The organism is Sphingorhabdus sp. EL138 (assembly GCF_900258045.1).
In the GTDB taxonomy this organism is placed as follows: domain Bacteria; phylum Pseudomonadota; class Alphaproteobacteria; order Sphingomonadales; family Sphingomonadaceae; genus Parasphingorhabdus.
The window spans coordinates 1220163-1236438 of sequence record NZ_OGVD01000004.1 but is presented as its reverse complement, the minus strand read 5'-3'; the positions used below and the strand labels follow the sequence as shown (position 1 = coordinate 1236438).

The 16276-nt window shown below is 52.1% G+C and carries 16 protein-coding genes; 11 read left to right on the top strand and 5 right to left on the bottom strand.

The genetic code is table 11. The features are described 5' to 3' along the window. Positions 1-13 precede the first annotated feature (13 nt). Positions 14-2083: a S9 family peptidase gene (locus tag DK507_RS15905; RefSeq protein ID WP_109357274.1), complete on the top strand. Its 2070-nt coding sequence runs from the start codon at positions 14-16 to the stop codon at positions 2081-2083. 25 nt (positions 2084-2108) lie between these two features. Here DK507_RS15905 and DK507_RS15900 read toward each other — a convergent pair whose 3' ends face one another. Beyond that, positions 2109-3350 carry a threonine ammonia-lyase gene (locus DK507_RS15900; protein WP_109357273.1) on the bottom strand — a complete coding sequence of 414 codons (1242 nt, stop codon included), beginning with the start codon at positions 3348-3350 and terminating at the stop codon, positions 2109-2111. A 72-nt stretch (positions 3351-3422) separates the two neighbouring features. Here DK507_RS15900 and DK507_RS15895 point away from each other — a divergent pair, with 72 nt between their 5' ends. The 4 genes from DK507_RS15895 (at position 3423) to DK507_RS15880 (ending at position 7384) form a co-directional block, all read left to right on the top strand. Further along, complete coding sequence (locus DK507_RS15895; RefSeq protein WP_109357272.1) at positions 3423-4298, top strand: NAD(P)-dependent oxidoreductase; 876 nt, start codon at positions 3423-3425, stop codon at positions 4296-4298. Positions 4299-4328: 30 nt separating this feature from the next. Beyond that, positions 4329-6014 carry an amidohydrolase gene (locus DK507_RS15890; protein WP_109357271.1) on the top strand — a complete coding sequence of 562 codons (1686 nt, stop codon included), beginning with the start codon at positions 4329-4331 and terminating at the stop codon, positions 6012-6014. Positions 6015-6201: 187 nt separating this feature from the next. Further along, complete coding sequence (locus DK507_RS15885; RefSeq protein ID WP_109357270.1) at positions 6202-6444, top strand: hypothetical protein; 243 nt, start codon at positions 6202-6204, stop codon at positions 6442-6444. Positions 6445-6625: 181 nt separating this feature from the next. After that, the gene (locus DK507_RS15880; RefSeq protein WP_109357269.1) at positions 6626-7384 is read left to right on the top strand and encodes an arginyltransferase; all 759 of its coding nucleotides are present in this window, start codon (positions 6626-6628) and stop codon (positions 7382-7384) included. 107 nt (positions 7385-7491) lie between these two features. Here DK507_RS15880 and DK507_RS18120 read toward each other — a convergent pair whose 3' ends face one another. The 3 genes from DK507_RS18120 to DK507_RS15865 all read right to left on the bottom strand — a co-directional run bounded on the left by DK507_RS18120 (position 7492) and on the right by DK507_RS15865 (position 10417). Continuing rightward, positions 7492-8916 (bottom strand): RcnB family protein, encoded by a 1425-nt coding sequence (locus DK507_RS18120; RefSeq protein WP_254054418.1) that lies wholly within the window; start codon positions 8914-8916, stop codon positions 7492-7494. 161 nt (positions 8917-9077) lie between these two features. Beyond that, positions 9078-9563, bottom strand: coding sequence for a GAF domain-containing protein (locus DK507_RS15870; RefSeq protein ID WP_109357268.1), 486 nt, complete (start codon positions 9561-9563; stop codon positions 9078-9080). A 221-nt stretch (positions 9564-9784) separates the two neighbouring features. Continuing rightward, positions 9785-10417 (bottom strand): TetR/AcrR family transcriptional regulator, encoded by a 633-nt coding sequence (locus DK507_RS15865; RefSeq protein WP_109357267.1) that lies wholly within the window; start codon positions 10415-10417, stop codon positions 9785-9787. A 104-nt stretch (positions 10418-10521) separates the two neighbouring features. Here DK507_RS15865 and DK507_RS15860 point away from each other — a divergent pair, with 104 nt between their 5' ends. The 4 genes from DK507_RS15860 to DK507_RS15845 are packed head-to-tail and all read left to right on the top strand — an operon-like array spanning position 10522 to position 14668. After that, positions 10522-12021 (top strand): GMC family oxidoreductase, encoded by a 1500-nt coding sequence (locus DK507_RS15860; RefSeq protein WP_109357266.1) that lies wholly within the window; start codon positions 10522-10524, stop codon positions 12019-12021. A 29-nt stretch (positions 12022-12050) separates the two neighbouring features. Further along, positions 12051-12704, top strand: coding sequence for a 2-hydroxychromene-2-carboxylate isomerase (locus tag DK507_RS15855; protein WP_109357265.1), 654 nt, complete (start codon positions 12051-12053; stop codon positions 12702-12704). 47 nt (positions 12705-12751) lie between these two features. After that, complete coding sequence (locus tag DK507_RS15850) at positions 12752-13546, top strand: SDR family oxidoreductase (RefSeq protein WP_109357264.1); 795 nt, start codon at positions 12752-12754, stop codon at positions 13544-13546. Between the two features lie 45 nt (positions 13547-13591). Next, positions 13592-14668, top strand: a complete 1077-nt coding sequence (locus tag DK507_RS15845) for a glutathione S-transferase family protein (protein WP_109357263.1) — start codon at positions 13592-13594, stop codon at positions 14666-14668. 70 nt (positions 14669-14738) lie between these two features. On the opposite strand, the gene arfB is transcribed toward DK507_RS15845, so the two are convergent. Beyond that, entirely contained in the window at positions 14739-15140 is a 402-nt protein-coding gene (gene arfB, locus DK507_RS15840; protein WP_109357262.1) for an alternative ribosome rescue aminoacyl-tRNA hydrolase ArfB, read from the bottom strand. Between arfB and DK507_RS17885 the strand changes: the two genes are divergently transcribed. After that, a complete protein-coding gene (locus DK507_RS17885) occupies positions 15134-15298 on the top strand; it encodes a hypothetical protein (RefSeq protein WP_162559084.1) in 165 nt (54 codons plus the stop codon). The genes arfB and DK507_RS17885 overlap by 7 nt on opposite strands. Positions 15299-15501: 203 nt before the next feature. Then, positions 15502-16209 (top strand): response regulator transcription factor CtrA, encoded by a 708-nt coding sequence (ctrA, locus tag DK507_RS15835; RefSeq protein ID WP_109357261.1) that lies wholly within the window; start codon positions 15502-15504, stop codon positions 16207-16209. Positions 16210-16276: the final 67 nt, after the last annotated feature.

The window sequence follows — 16276 nt, the reverse complement described above, 5'->3', positions numbered from 1 at the left end:
GAAGGGAATTGTAATGAAAACACGCTATTTGCTCGCCGCCTGCTCGCTTCTTTCCATCACTAGCGCAGGGCAGGCAGAAACGCCCGATGACGCGAGCAAATTTACATCCGAGCGTGTTTTTGACCTGGAATATGCCGATGATCCGCAGATATCTCCGGACGGCAAAACTATCGTTTATGCTCGCAAATCGATGGATAAACGCAGCGACCGTGTCATCGGTGATCTGTGGGCAATCACCACGCAAAATGGGGAGCACAGACCTCTGGTGTCAGGGGAGGGGTCCAGTTCCTCGGTACGCTGGTCACCTGACGGGGATCGGTTGGTCTATCTCACCACAACAGATGGGAAACCCGACTTGCGGGTCCGCTACATGGACAGCGGTGAGAGCTTTTCACTTGCGCAGTTGGGGGTAAACCCCTCTGCACCAACCTGGTCTCCCGATGGCAAGTCAATTGCCTTTTCCATGTTTGTCCCGGACAAGCCAGCGTCCTTTACCAAACCGCCCAAGGGACCGAAGGACTCTGAATGGGCAAAGCCAGTTAGGGTGTTCGATGATCTGGTCTTCCGCTTTGACGGCGCCGGTTATCTTCCCAAAGGAAAAAGCCATGTCTTTATATTGAGTGCTGAGGGCGGTACACCGCGGCAGGTGACCAAAGGCGAAAATGGCTTCAACTCGCCTGAGTGGCTTGGCAATGGCGCGCTTCTGGTCACCGGCAATGATGTTGAAGACGCCTATCTCGACCCGATTGAAAGTGAAATTTATCGGGTGAATCTGTCGGATCTTTCCATGATCGCTATGACACAGCGCGATGGTCCTGATTTTGGGCCGAAGGTCTCGCCCAAAGGATCACAAATCGCCTATTTGGGCTATGATGATAAGCTGAAATCCTATCAACATACCGAACTCTACGTGATGGGCACAGATGGTACGGGTTCGCGCAACCTGACAGCGAGTTTTGATCGCTCCATAGATTCCGTGCACTGGCGTGCGGACGGAAAGGCTCTGATTGCTCAGGCAGAAGTAGACGGCTTACTGACCCTCTTGTCGATTGATCTGTCTGGGAATGTTAAAACCCTTGTGCGTGATGTTGGTGGTACCGCTATTGGTCGCCCCTATGCTTCGGGCAGTTTTTCAGTGGCGAAAAAGGCCGGTGGAAGTTCGCCCATCATTGCCTACACCAAGGCCAGCACCAATCGTCCGGCGGAAGTGGCGCTTTCACGCGGCGGGAAAGCCGGCCGGGTTCTGACCAATCTCAACGATGATGCGCTGGGTCATCTTAAACTGGCCAAAGTGGAAGAAATCATCACCAGATCCACGCATGACGGCCGGGATATTCAGGCCTGGGTTGCACTTCCTCCCGGGTTCAAGGCGGACGGATCCTATCCCATGATCCTTGAAATCCATGGCGGGCCGTATGCCATGTACGGTCCGTTTTTTGCCGCTGAAATTCAGCGCTTTGCGGCGGAAGGCTATGTGACGGTTTATGTCAATCCGCGAGGTTCGACCGGCTATGGTGAAGCGTTCGCGCAGCTTATTGACCTCGACTATCCAGGGAAAGATCATGATGACCTGATGTCCGTTGTCGATGCCTTGGTTGCCAAAAACTATGTCAGCAAAGACCGTCTGTTCATAACCGGTGGTTCGGGCGGCGGCATATTGACAGCATGGGCCGTTGGGAAAACCGACCGTTTTGCCGCCGCTGCATCCATCAAGCCGGTGATTAACTGGACCACCATGGCGCTGGCGGCGGATATTTCGCGATTTGTCAGCCGTCACTGGTTCCGTGCGCAACCTTGGGAACAGCCGGAAGAATATTGGCGGCGGTCGCCTCTGTCTATCGTGAACAACGCGAAGACGCCTACGATGCTCATGGTGGGCGAGGCGGACTGGCGCACCCCTGCTTGGGAGGCGGAACAATTTTACACCGCTTTGAAAGTCCAGAATGTCGATACCGTGCTGGTGAAAATTCCGGACGCGCCGCATTTAATCGCCGGTCGGCCCAGCAATCTGATCGCCAAGGTGGACAATATCATGGGCTGGTTTGCCAAATATGATCCGGCCAAGGCCGACAAGAAGAAATGAGTTAAGGCATCGCGGTGCGGTGTGATCAGTCCGCGAGTTCCACTTGTCGTACATCATAACCAACTTTGTTGAGATCAACGATCAAGGCGTCCAGCTGTTCCTTGTCCTTGGCCTCACACTCGATATCGGTGATTAGGCCCTTGGCAGGGAGGTTGGTAAAGACGCGCTGGTGATAAACCTCGATGATGTTGACTTCATGCTCGGCAAATTGCTTCACGACATTATAGAGCGCGCCTGGCTGATCGCGCAGATGCAGACGGAGACGAGCGAGGCGGCCGGAGCGGGCCAAGTCACGGAGCAGAACATTGGCGAGTAAGCGTGTGTCGATATTGCCGCCGCACAATACCAGCCCCACTTTCTCACCGGCAAATTTACCCTTGTTGCCCAGTAGGGCCGCCAGGCCGGCTGCACCAGCGCCCTCGACAACGGTTTTTTCTATCTGGAGCAGCAAGCTGACGGCACCCTCCAGTTGGGCTTCGCCAACTAGTAGGATTTCATCGACATATTCCTTGATCACCGCAGCGGTAAATTCGGATGGATTGCGCACGGCAATACCCTCGGCCAGCGTATCGCCACCAGCGGTTACGTCTTTGCCATTCAGTTTGCCGTACATGCTAGGATAAAGCGCGGCCTGCACACCGGTCATTTTGATATCCGGTTTCATCGCATGAGCCGCCGTCGCCATGCCGGAGAATAATCCGCCGCCGCCAATCGGAATGATCAACCGGTCAAGATCGGGAACGGCCTCCAGCATCTCTATCGCCACTGTGCCCTGGCCAGCGGCCACATGCGGGTCATCAAAGGCGTGGATGTAAGTCAGGCCGCGTGCCTTAGCGAGCTCCAGTGCGTGCGAATAGGCTTCGTCATAATTGCCGCCGGCCATGACAATTTCCGCACCATGGCCGCGTGTTTGTTCCACTTTGACCATCGGGGTGGTCGTAGGCATGACGATGGTAGCTGGAATATCGAGATTCTTGGCATTGTACGCCAGACCCTGCGCATGGTTACCTGCCGAGGCGGCAATGACACCGGCAGTGCGTTTGTCTTCATCCATCAGCAGTAAGGCGTTTAAAGCACCGCGCTCCTTGTAAGCGGCAGTAAACTGAAGATTCTCGAATTTCAGAAAGACTTCCGCGTCAGTCATTTCGGAAAGAGTGATACTCTTTAACGTCGGCGTCTGCACGACGCGGTCACGAATGCGGGCATGGGCCGCCCGGACATCTGCATAGGTAAAGGACGGAAGTGAACTGGTATCTTGATCGGTCATAGTGCCAAAGCCCCTAACCCATCTGGTCTTTCAGGGAAACAATGATTATGCGAGCCGTAAGGATAATAAATTATGGCAAAAATTGCATTTATCGGAATTGGCGTGATGGGCGGCCCCATGGCGGCCCACCTTGCTCGCGCCGGGCATGACTTGACAGTCTATAATCGTACCCAATCGAAGGCGGAAAAATGGGTTGCGGAACATGGCGGAGCTTTTGCGCATAGCCCTGCCGAAGCGGCCAAAGAGGCCCAGATTGTGATCTGCTGTGTTGGCAATGACGATGATTTAAGTGCGGTTACCATGGGCCGTGACGGCGCGTTCGGTGCAATGCAGGGCGGTGGTCTGTTTATCGATCATACCACTGTCTCTGCCCAGATTGCCCGACAATTGTCGGTCGAGGCACAAGGGCGTAGCATACTTGTGGTTGATGCACCGGTTTCCGGCGGACAGGCAGGGGCCGAAAACGGCAAATTGTCCATCATGTGCGGCGGTAGTAAAGAGGCCTTCGCCGCAGCGGAAAATATCATGTCGGTTTATGCAGCACGCATTGTTCATGTGGGTGGGCCGGGCGCGGGGCAAACAACAAAAATGTGCAATCAGATCGCTATTGCCGGGGTTTTGGAAGGCCTATCTGAGGCTCTGCGTTTTGCTCAGGCGAGCAAACTGGATCTGGACAAGGTTTATGATGCCATTTCGGGCGGAGCTGCGCAAAGCTGGCAAATGGATAACCGCTGGGCCACCATGGCCAACGACGAGTTTGATTTTGGCTTTGCGGTTGACTGGATGCGTAAGGATCTCGGACTGGCACTTGCAGAAGCACGGACCAACGGATCGACCTTGCCCGTCGCTGCATTGGTTGATCAGTTTTATGCTGAAGTTCAGGCGGCGGGCGGCGGTCGGCACGACACAAGTTCGCTGGTTTCAAGAATTGCCAAGAGCAGAGCGTAGTTTTTAGGGATTGATTTTCGGGGGATAGTGATGCGTATTTTTTCATCTGTAGCGAAAGCGTGCACGGCCTTATGGGCTGCCGCTATGATTGTCGGAACTCCGGTTCAGGCCGACAGCTTGATCGAGAACGTCAATGGAATAACGCTTAATGAAGAAGGGAAAGTTGTCCGGTTTGCTGCGATGGTTATCGACGACGATGGTCGGGTAAAGGAGTTGCTCGACCGGAAAGACAAGCGTCCCAAGGATGTTGATTTCCAATTTGACGGCAAAGGTAAAACCCTGATTCCCGGATTTGTCGATGCTCATGGGCATGTTATGGGATTGGGCTTCGCCGCTCTGACACTGGACCTCTCGCAGACAAAGACTCTTGCTGAGGCACAAGAGGCGTTGCGCACATATGCAGCCAAATACCCTAATCGACGGTGGATTATCGGTGGTGGATGGAATCAGGAAGTTTGGGGTTTGGGACGTTTTCCAACGGCTGCGGAGCTTGACGTTGTTGTTCCGGACCGGCCAGTTTATCTCGAGCGCGTCGACGGCCATGCTGCCTGGGTCAACAGCGCAGGTATGAAAGCTGCAGGTATCACTTCCGCAACCAAGGCGCCTTTGGGCGGTGCAATCGAAAGAGCAGGCGGTAAACCAACCGGTATCTTCGTGGACAAAGCACAGGGACTGTTCAGCAAATCCATTCCGGCGCCGCGCCCCGTGGAAAAAGACCTTGCTCTCATGAAGGCTCAAGAAATACTGCTTTCCCAGGGAGTAACCGCGATTGCTGATATGGGGACCACTATGTCCGATTGGCAGAGTTTCCGAAGGGCAGGAGACAAAGGGCAACTGAAAGTTCGGATCATCTCTTATGCCGGTGAAATCGAAAATATGATTGCAATTGGCGGACCGGGACCGTCGCCATGGCTTTATGATGATCATCTGAAACTAGCGGGCGTAAAGCTTTATATAGATGGAGCGTTGGGATCACGTGGTGCGTTGTTGAAGGAACCCTATGCCGACAAACCGGGAGAGAAAGGATTGGCGCTACTGTCCCCTGCGCAACTTAAAAACAAGATGAGCCGTGCGGCGATGGATCGTTTTCAAACAGCGGTGCACGCGATTGGCGACCAGGCCAATGAAGAGATTTTATCTGCCGTTGAAGAATTGCAATATACTTTCAAAGGGGACCGACGCTGGCGGATCGAGCACGCACAGATTGTTGATCCTATGGACTTGCCAAGGATTGCTCGCACCGGAACAATTGCATCGATGCAACCGGTTCATCAGACGTCGGATCGGTTAATGGCAGAGGCACGACTGGGACCCGACCGCCTGGACGGTGCTTATGCTTGGAAATCGATTCTCGAATCGGGCGCGAAATTGGCCTTTGGAACCGATGTTCCTGTTGAATCGTCCAATCCGTTTCCCGGATTGGCGGCTGCAATGACGCGCGAAGATGCAAATGGACAACCTTTTGGTGGATGGTTGCCGGGAGAGCGGTTGACGCGCGGGGAGGCATGGTATGCTTATACGATAGGCGCAGCCTATGCATCGTTTGCCGAGGACCGGATTGGCAGTTTGACGAAGGGAAAACGCGCAGATTTCCTTATCATTCAGGAGGACATTATGTTGGTTGCGCCGCAAGCGATCAGGAATATCAAGGTTGAGCAAACGTGGGTTGGGGGACGACCGGTTTTTGTAAACGAGGCGATACAACCAGTAAAATAACCTATGTTTGCGTCATATTAACTGAAATTGCCTTTTAATACTTGCGTTTGATGGGGCTTGGCCGTAAAAAAACGAACGATAGCGGATGCACCCCCATAAAGAGTCGCGCAGCGTTATTGGCATATCGGATGGATCGGGGCTTCGACTTTGTCCTTTGGTAACTAAATTATTCTGATTGGAGTAAATAATGAAGTTAAAAAAATTGGCCGCTTCCGTAGCAGCTGTATCCCTCATCACCGCTCCTGCAATGGCTCAGGCTGTTCAGAGTACTGCTCCAGTTGCAGAACGCATTGGCGCTACCGCTGATTCCGACGCTGAAAAGCTCGAAGGTAGCACTGGCATCATCATCGGTGTTTTGGCTGCTGCAGCTGTAATCGCCGGCATTATCATCATTGCTGATGACGATGACGATGAGCCAACAAGCCCCTGAGGCCTAAAAAGATATTCAAAAAAAGCGGGGCGTTATCGTCCCGTTTTTTTTGTCCAATGATGATGGATTAGACGCAGTTGGGCCGTTGATCTTGCATCATGGTAAATTGCCTTTTCATAAGTGACAGCACAAGGCATATTGGGTTTACTGATTCTTAACGTAGAAGATAAGGCTCTCATCTGTGACTGCACCTGTTCGCTTTCCGCGATTTTTTGTTACAAATCCTAGCCCGTGCCCTTACTTGCCCGGCAAAAGCGAACGGAAAGTCTTCACCGAGCTGAGTGGTCCTCATACCGACGAACTCAATGATGCATTGGGACGAATCGGATTTCGTCGCAGTCAAAACGTCGCATACCGGCCAAGCTGCCTTGACTGCAAAGCTTGCGTTTCGGTGAGGGTATTGGTCGATGAGTTTCGACCCAATGCCACGCAACGAAAATTATTGCGGCGCAATCAAGATCTGGTCGTCGAGGCTTGCGAGCCATGGGCGACCGAGGAACAATTTTCTTTACTGCAAAAATATCTCTCTAAACGACATCCCGGTGGCGGAATGACCGAGATGGATGAGATGGACTATTCCGATATGATTGAGCAGTCGCCGGTAAAAAGCTATGTCATCGAATATCGCGAACCAACTGTTAATGGCGTGAAGGGGCGACTGGTTGGTGCCTGTCTGACCGATCAACAAGGCGATGGCTTGTCGATGATTTACAGTTTTTTTGATGCCGATCATCCAGACCGGGCCGGCCTCGGCAATTTCATTATAATGGATCACATCTTGCGGGCACGCAAAGCGGGTCTGCCCTATGTCTATCTTGGCTATTGGGTCAACGGATCGAGCCGGATGGAATATAAAGTCCGTTTTCAACCGCTGGAGCAACTTGGCCCCGAAGGATGGCGGCGATTTAATCGGGAAGTAGATGCCAAGAAGACTGTTTGATTTACCGAGAGAAATTCCCCGCAAACCGTTAGCTTATAAATGGAAAAGCCCGCCAATCATTTTTGATCAGCGGGCTTTCGTCAATCTAGTGGATGTTCATTGCAATATCAGCAGTGGGCCTGCTGGCAACCTTTCAAGGGGCCAGGGTCATATTTTTTCGGTTTGGGTTTCCACACTTTTTTTGGAGCGGCCTTCCAGCGTTTCTTGGCCGGTTTGGCTTTTGTGTAGATGACTTCTTCATCGATGTAGGTTGTTGTGGTCGTTGTCGTAACCGGCGTAGATTCGATCACCACAGTGGTCACCATTGGTTGGGCATGCGTATAGTAATAGGCGGGATAGTAATATCCGCCCTGCCATCCACTGTGGTAACGTTTATGTGCCCGATATTGTGGCTGCGGAGCAGGGACACTGTATTCAGGAGCACGATAGTCTACTCCCGGAGCACGAGAATATCGCCCACGCTCTTGATAATCCTGACCATATTTCTTGAGCAGTTTGCGGCACCGGTCTGTGCTCTGGTCGATTGCAGCACCGGCCAAAGCGCCAACACCGCCACCAATTAGGGAGCCGCCCAAGCGGTTCCCGCGTCCCGCAATACGATTTCCGGCCAAAGCGCCGATCGCACCGCCGACAACCGCACCGCCAATCCCGCTGCTTTTCTTGCACCGCTCGAGATAGGCCAGCTCTTCGGTCCGGCTGTCATAAGCCCGCTCTTCGTAGCGGCGTTCTTGATAGTTAGGCTCGTCGCGGACAGGCCCTTCGTTGCTCCAGTGCGGACCATCAGCATAGGTGGCACCGGTTTGCGAAACATCGCCATCACCAATGAATGTACCGGAATATTGGCCTTTATATACCTTGCCTTCGGCATCGCGATAGGTTCCCTGCCAATCGCCCTTGTAACTGCCATCTTCCCGATATGCGCCGTCCCAGTCACCTTGATAGATTGTCGATCCGCCATGTGCACCCGATGGCGTTGCAATAACCCGGTCATCATTCATCAGGATGCTTTTATCATAGGTTACCTGGCCAGCGCGGTAACCGTCATTATAACCTTGGTTGTAACGATCCCAATCGAGATTATTGACGCTGTCATAGACTATCCCGCGGCGATCGGTCAGAACCGCATCATCATAATAGCGCGACCAGCCATAGCCAGCAGAGGGTCGGTGAAGGCCATAATGACCATAGTTGGCGATGAAGAAGCTGGGCCTGATAAAGGTTCTCGGCAGCCGGAAACCACGGTGCGGTCGTTTGTACCCTTTGCGATATCCCATGCGTCCCATGCGGACTTTTGCACCGTCACGAAAATGACGCCCGCCGCGCATGGCATGCCGCATATGTTTACCGCCCATGCGGTTCATTGTCTTCTTGGCGCCCTGCGCACCAGAGACAAGGGCGGCGGCAGAGGCGAAAGACATATCTACTGGTGCCTGCGCTGCGGTGCTGTCCGGCACCGAGTCGATAGCGGCGGATGCCGCTGCTGGCGTCGTCGCCATCGCACCAGCCAAGCCAGCAAATAAAAGGGTCTTCATGGTTAACAACTCCCTGTTTCGGACCGTACGATTGGCACGTCCCACCGTGTAATGGTTAACGCATAGTTACCATTTTAGGCGTTGTTTGACCATTAGCAGCTTGTAAAATAGGGTAGATTTAGAACACTGTCTCGAAATGGGGCAATATAGTTACGGCGCTGTTAACCAAGCCCGTTAGCAATGGCTGCAATCAGATTTTTCATACCTGTCTCGTCCGCTGCCGTGAATCGATCGGGCAGGGGGCTGTCCAAATCTAGTACCGCTATTACCTTATCATCTTTGCTGACAGGAACCACCAGTTCACTACGGCTATCCGCATCACAGGCTATGTGACCAGGAAACGCGTGTACATCAGCGACCCGCTGAACCTGATTGGTTGCTGCGGCGGTTCCGCAAACGCCTTTGCCTATTGCAATCCGGATGCATGCACTTTTGCCCTGAAACGGACCAAGCACCAGTTCGTCCTCCATTACACGGTAAAAGCCGGCCCAATTCAGATCCGGAACATATTGCCAGATCAGCGCCGAGACATTGGCCATATTTGCGATAGCGTCGGATTCACCATCTGTCAGCGCCCGTGCGGCTGTCGCTAGGTCGTCATATAGTATGTCCGGGGACTGATCTGCTGAGATAGAGAAATCATACATAAGCAGCCCGCTATCAGTTCATGGGGCAGGCATTCAAGATGATATCTTTGCACGGCATTCATCCATTCGGTTAAAGTATTGTTCTAGAAAGATTCGTTGATAATATCCATTGTCTGTTTCCGGGGATTTCTTCCACTGCCACCTAGAAAGGCCGAAAATCCAGGCAAATATTTGTCACCGAAAGTCTAAAAGAGCGACATGGTTGAAGTCTGTTGAGCTTTCTATATCTGCCGCTGGCCCAATGCTGCCTCGAACTCACGTCGTGCAGAGATTTTCAGATATGGAAACAGCACGGCGAGGTGATGTTGAATACCGCGCTTCTGGTCGGTCCAACTGACCTGTTCAAGCCCCTCGAGTTCCCGCAGATAGTCAACCCAATAGCGGCTGACAATCCACAGTGACCGGGCCAGGACATCAATGTTCTGTTCGTTGTCTCTCAAGAAGAGTCCTTCTTCGTCAATTCGCTTGAGTAAATCGACAAGCCCCTCATAATCTGCGGTTAGCTCAGAATCCGGTCGCTGACCAACGGGTGCGCCGGCATAATGTATTCGATCACGCAGAAGGAAGCGGTAGCGCCATGTCAACTGCATCCCGAATAGTAAGTGGTCAATATAGTTGTCAGCCAATGACCCGTTTTTCTTGGTTAAGCGATATTCTCTCATCGACAATATTGCATCGTCTTCCAGGGCTATCGCCAAGTCGCGCTTCGCCGGAAAATGATAAGTTAAATTCCCTTGGGACATGTCCAAGGAAGCCGCGATTTCGGTGACTGACGTTGCCGCATATCCCTTTTCGTTGAAGGCTTTGCGACTGGCCTCCAATATGCGGTCCGCGGTGTGAGAACGCGCTTTCATTTTTCCTGTTTTCCTTCCCGGAGACAACAAACTTGTCAAATTAGGTTTTATAACCTAATAATAGGTAATGCAACCTAATTGGTGATTCTTAAGGCAGGAACAAGGTGAGGCGAGCAACGATAGTGGAGCAAAATCTCAAACATATTATCATTGTCGGTGGCGGCACCGCTGGATCAGTTCTTGCTGCACGGCTCAGTGAAAACCCTGCCATCCACCTGACGCTGTTAGAAGCGGGGCCTGATGATACGACCTATGATTCCGCAATTCTCAATCCAGCACGGGCCGCTGATGCATGGCAGGGCGCCGTTCCAATCGCGACGACCATCATGAAAACGCAAAACGCTGCCATTCCGATATTGCAGGGGCGGATATTGGGCGGGACATCTGCGGTCAATGGATTGGCCACCTTGAGGGGACTACCGGAAGATTATGACGGCTGGGCAGCGTCCGGACTGGACGGGTGGGGCTGGAACGATGTTGCAGAAACTTTCATAGCTGCAGAAAGCGATCTGGATTTTGGGTCCAGTCCGATCCACGGCGATTCAGGCCCTCTTACGGTCCGCCGCTGGCGTCGCGATGAGATGAGCCATGCACAAATTGCGTTCTATGATGGCATGGCTGAAGTCGGTAATGCGATTGTTCAAGACATTAATGATCCTGACCAATTGCCCGGCATCGGTATTTTCCCGGCTACCGTTGATAAAGACACCAATCGATTGTCGACCAGCCTTGCCTATTTGACTGATAGGGTAAGGCAGCGGGAAAATCTTGAGATCCGAACCAATGCCAAGGTTGCTGCGCTGCAAATTGAGAAATGCAGAGCGACAGGTGTTACGTTAGAGAGCGGCGAGCAGATTGAGGGCGATGAAGTGGTCGTGTCGGTCGGCGCTCTATGGTCTCCCGCTCTGCTCATGCGATCCGGCGTTGGTCCGGCTTCCCACCTTGCTGATCATGATATAGTTGTTCAAGCTGATTTGCCAGTTGGTGAGACAATGGCCGATCATCTGGGGCCATCTGTGCCATATACTCATGAAGGGCCGCGTGGTGGTGTCGCCGGACCGGCGCAGTCCCTCTATATTGGAGCGTCCAACGGTAAGGACGTCGACTATCATTTGTTTCCAATAGCACCCGCACCGACAGAGGCTTCCACCAATTTTGTGATGGCGGCTTTCCTGATGCGCTCTGCCGGAAATGGCAAGGTGCGGCTAGGTGACAGTGCAGAAATGGACCCTGTCGTGATCGCTCCCAATCTACCCGACGGCGGTATAAATCGGTTGCGGCATGCTTTTCAAAAAATTGCAGAATGGGAGGCGTCGGAAGCCTTCAGACAGTCTGGATGCCGACCGTTGATACCCTATGACCTTACCAAACAAGAAGCGGTATCTGTCGCGCTGGATCGTGGGATTGTCAGCTATGGTCATATGACCAGCACCTGCCCGATGGGAACGGTGCTGGATGCCGATTGTCGGGTCCGAGGTGTTGCCCGGCTGCGTGTGGTCGATGCTTCGGTTATGCCCACTATCCCGGCGGGTAACACATATCTGGGTTGTGTTATGATTGCAGAACGGATTGCCCGCAAAATGAAAGCGGAACTGGACCAATGATAATCTCAAAAAGAACTGAAAGGTAAAAAATGGCCAACACCATTGATGTTTTCTGGTCGTTCAGAAGCCCATATTCCTATCTGGTGACGCCAGACTTATTGCGACTGCGCGAGGATTATGCGGTGAGCGTCTCGCTTCGTCCAGTACTACCGATTGCTTTACGTGCCAAATCAGCGGTGTTCGATGCGGCTGACAAAAAGCGGCCGCGCTACATTGTAATGGATTCCATGCGGCGAGCCGCGTTTCTGGGATTGCCATTTGTCTGGCCCAAGCCGGACCCGGTCGTTCAGGACCTGGAGACGTTCGAGGTTCCCGAAAACCAACCTTATATCTGGCGATTGTCGATGCTCGGTGTTGAGGCAGAACGGCAAGGCAAGGGTATAGATTTCGCATATCATGTCGCTGCTCTTTTGTGGGGTGGAACCAAAAACTGGGACAAGGGTGAACATTTGGAGCTCGCCGCTGAACGCGCGGGCTTGAACCTATCTAAGATGGAAAATGCCTTCACACATTATGATGTCAAAGCCGAGATAGAGAAAAGCCATAAATTACTAGAACAGTCCGGTCACTGGGGCGTACCGACAATGGTCTTCAAGGGTGAACCGTTTTTTGGGCAGGACCGGATCGACACGCTGCATTGGCGGCTCGATGAGGCGGGACTGCGGCGCAGTCCGTCCAAGTAACCAACAGAACGAACAAGCCATATCTAACAACAAAGGGGGACTAACAAATGGATCTTCAGATCAAAGGCAAAAAAGCTATTATGGCAGGCGGCAGTGCGGGTATGGGAAGGGCAACTGCTGAACGCCTTGCGGAGGCAGGAGCGGAGCTAGTCATTTCCGCCCGTGGTGAAGCCCGATTACAAAACGCCGCAGAGCAGATCGCTGAGAAATACAGTGTACCAGTAACACCAGTTGTAGCAGATTCCTCCACCGAGGCTGGTCGAGAGGCGTTATTCGCTGCCTGTCCTGATCCCGATATTCTTGCGATTACGATAAAGCCGCCCGATCCTAACGGAGATTTTTTGGATGTATCGGCCGAAATGTGGCGCGATTCAGTGGAAACAGCCTTGATCGGACCGATCGAAATCATGCGAAATTATATCCCCGTAATGAAGAAGAAAGGCTGGGGCAGGATCGTCAACATCGCTACCTTCTCTGCCAAGAACCCGATGATCTGGCGGTTGATGTCCGGTCCGGCTCGGTCCGCTTTACTCAATTACACGGCAAGCGTTTCACGGGAAATTGCCCCGCATGGCGTTATCATGAACAATCTTCTGCCTGGCATGTTTGCGACTGAGGGCGCATCGGAAATTATGGGTGCCTATGCCGATGCCTTCGGTCTTGAACGCAAACCAGAAATCGTAAGGGCGCACTTCAAGGAACATAATCACATTCCCGCTGGCTTTATGGGTGATGCCGACGATCTCGCGCCGATGGCCGCTTTCCTGTGCAGTTCCCTGGCAAGATTTATCGTCGGTCAGAATATTGTGATCGACGGTGGCCAACACAACTCCATTTTCTGATGAATAGATCGAACGAGAAGACCGGAAGAATATGAGGAGGGGCATATGATAGTCTACGGATCGCGTATATCTTACTATACGGGCAAACTTGAAGCCTATTTGCGTTATAAGAATATTGCTTATACGCTTTTGCCGACACCTTATGGCGACGCCCAGATGCTAAAGGAAAAGGTGGGCGCGGTGCAGATGCCAATTGTCGATGATGATGGAAAGTGGATGTCAGATACGACACCTATCATCATGCATCTTGAGGACGAACATCCGGATAACCCTGTCTTGCCGGGCGATCCGGTCGTTGATTTCATTTCACATCTTATCGAAGATTATGGGGATGAATGGCTTTGGCGGTCAGCAATGTACTATCGTTGGTGGTATGACTATGACAGGCTGCTTGCCTCCAATGTTCTGACTGATGAGGTTACGGGACACTTGAAATTGCCCCGGTGGATGAGACTGAAGATGATAGTTCGCCGACAGGTTCGTCACTATGTCAAACGAGATGGTGTCACAGAAGAAACACGAAAACATATCGAGCAAACATATCACAATGCACTGGCTGGCATGACAGCGATGTTGGAGAATCGCCCGTTTCTTCTCGGCAATGTGCCATCATTGGCCGACTTTGGAATGATGGGCCCCATGTTCCGACATTATGGTCAAGATCCCACGCCGCAGGAAATAATGCGTAATACTGCGCCGGCAGTTTTTGAATGGGTTGCCCGGATGTGGCATGGTCAGAACCAAGACCAGCCAAAGTTTGTTACCCAAATACCAAGTGATGCTGCACCATTGTTGAAAGAAATCTGTGAAACGCATTTGGTTCAATTGACGGCTAATGCAGAAGCTTTTGCCAGGGATGAGGAGCGCTTTGACATGACGGTTCAAGGCTGCGATTATCAGGATATCGCTGTATCAAGATATCGTGTTTGGTGCCTCGAAGAGTTGCGTCACCGTTTTGACTTGCTGTCCGCAGATCAGCAAAAAACGGTTAAAGCGTTACTTCCCTTTGGTAATGCGGAAGTTCTTTGGGATGCACAGGTTTTGGCACAATCCGATTATAACCGCGATAATCATCTACCCTTTGGAAGGGCCATGAACGTATTTAATGGCGGACTCCCATAATATTTTGTGAAGTGCATATTATGTACAAAAAACAACGTGAGTAGTCGTCCCATGCCAATGCCTGTCGTGGTCAGTCCAAAGCTGGTTTCCCACGCATCTTTTTGACGTTTGATTTCTTCTTCTTGGAATCAACACGTCTTGCCTTGGCGGCACGGCTAGGTTTGGTCTTTATCCGGCGAACGTCACGTTTGTGCGCGTCGACCAGCATGTCTTCTATCCGTTTCCGGGCTTCTGAGCGGTTGGCTTCCCGCGTACGATGCTCTCGCACCGTGATGACAAGTTCGCCGCCACTGGTCATTTTCCGGCCTGCCATGTCCCGCAATTTTCGAAATGCAAACGGAGGTAGGCGCAAGGCGTAAATGTTAACGCGCATCTGGACCGCGGTCTCGACCTTGTTAACATTCTGACCGCCCGGACCTGATGCGGCAAGGAAGGTTTCACTGATCGCGTTTTCGGGAATATCGAATGACATCGGGCGTCTCTACTCAATTAATGGTGGTCGGCATAGAGGGTGGTCGCCGGTTTGATGCGTTACCATTCGCTGGCATAAACGGTGTGATTTGCGACAAAAAAGACACTGAAAATCATCTGCTTCGCCAATTCAAGGTGATTTCTATGAGAAAAAGTTAATTTTTTTTCGGAGGCTGCCAGAGTCCTGAAACGACTCATTTCTGCGGCTTACAGAGTCACGGCGCTGCTTGCGACTCGTGCTTTATCCTACATTAATTGAAAATTAACCTTTTACGTTCATCTGTCTTATGGTTAATAAATGATCGAGGGGTTTCGGGAGTGTACCCGTTGCCGGTGCGTAAATTAAGAAAAGGGGCTGCCCAATGCGTGTGCTGCTGATTGAAGATGAGCCAACAACTGCAAAGGCAATTGAGCTGATGCTGACGACTGAAGGCTTTAACGTATACACAACGGATTTGGGCGAAGAAGGCCTCGATCTGGGTAAGCTCTATGATTACGATATCATTTGCCTGGACCTCAACCTGCCAGACATGCATGGTTATGACGTTCTGAAAAAACTGCGTGTTGCCAAGGTGCAGACCCCAGTACTTATTCTTTCCGGTATCAGCGAAATGGACAGCAAAGTGCGGTCCTTTGGCTTTGGTGCCGACGATTATGTGACCAAGCCTTTCCACCGCGAAGAGCTCGTCGCCCGCATTCACGCTGTTGTGCGCCGTTCCAAAGGCCACTCGCAGTCGGTTATCCGCACCGGCAAACTTGCCGTGAACCTTGATGCCAAGACCGTTGAAGTTGATGGCAACCGCGTTCATCTGACCGGTAAAGAATATGCAATGCTTGAGCTGCTCTCCCTGCGCAAGGGTACGACGCTCACCAAGGAAATGTTCCTCAACCATCTTTATGGCGGCATGGATGAGCCCGAACTCAAGATTATCGACGTGTTTATTTGTAAGTTGCGTAAAAAGCTTGCTCTTGCCTGCGGCGGCGAAAACTACATCGAAACCGTATGGGGCCGCGGCTATGTCCTCCGTGACATGGAAGAAGAAGTCGGACCGGAAGTTCAGGTCGCTTAGGACTTTTCAGCTCACTACCCAAAAAACCGGCGGCGGGACCCTCAAAGGTTCCGCCGTTTTTTTGCAT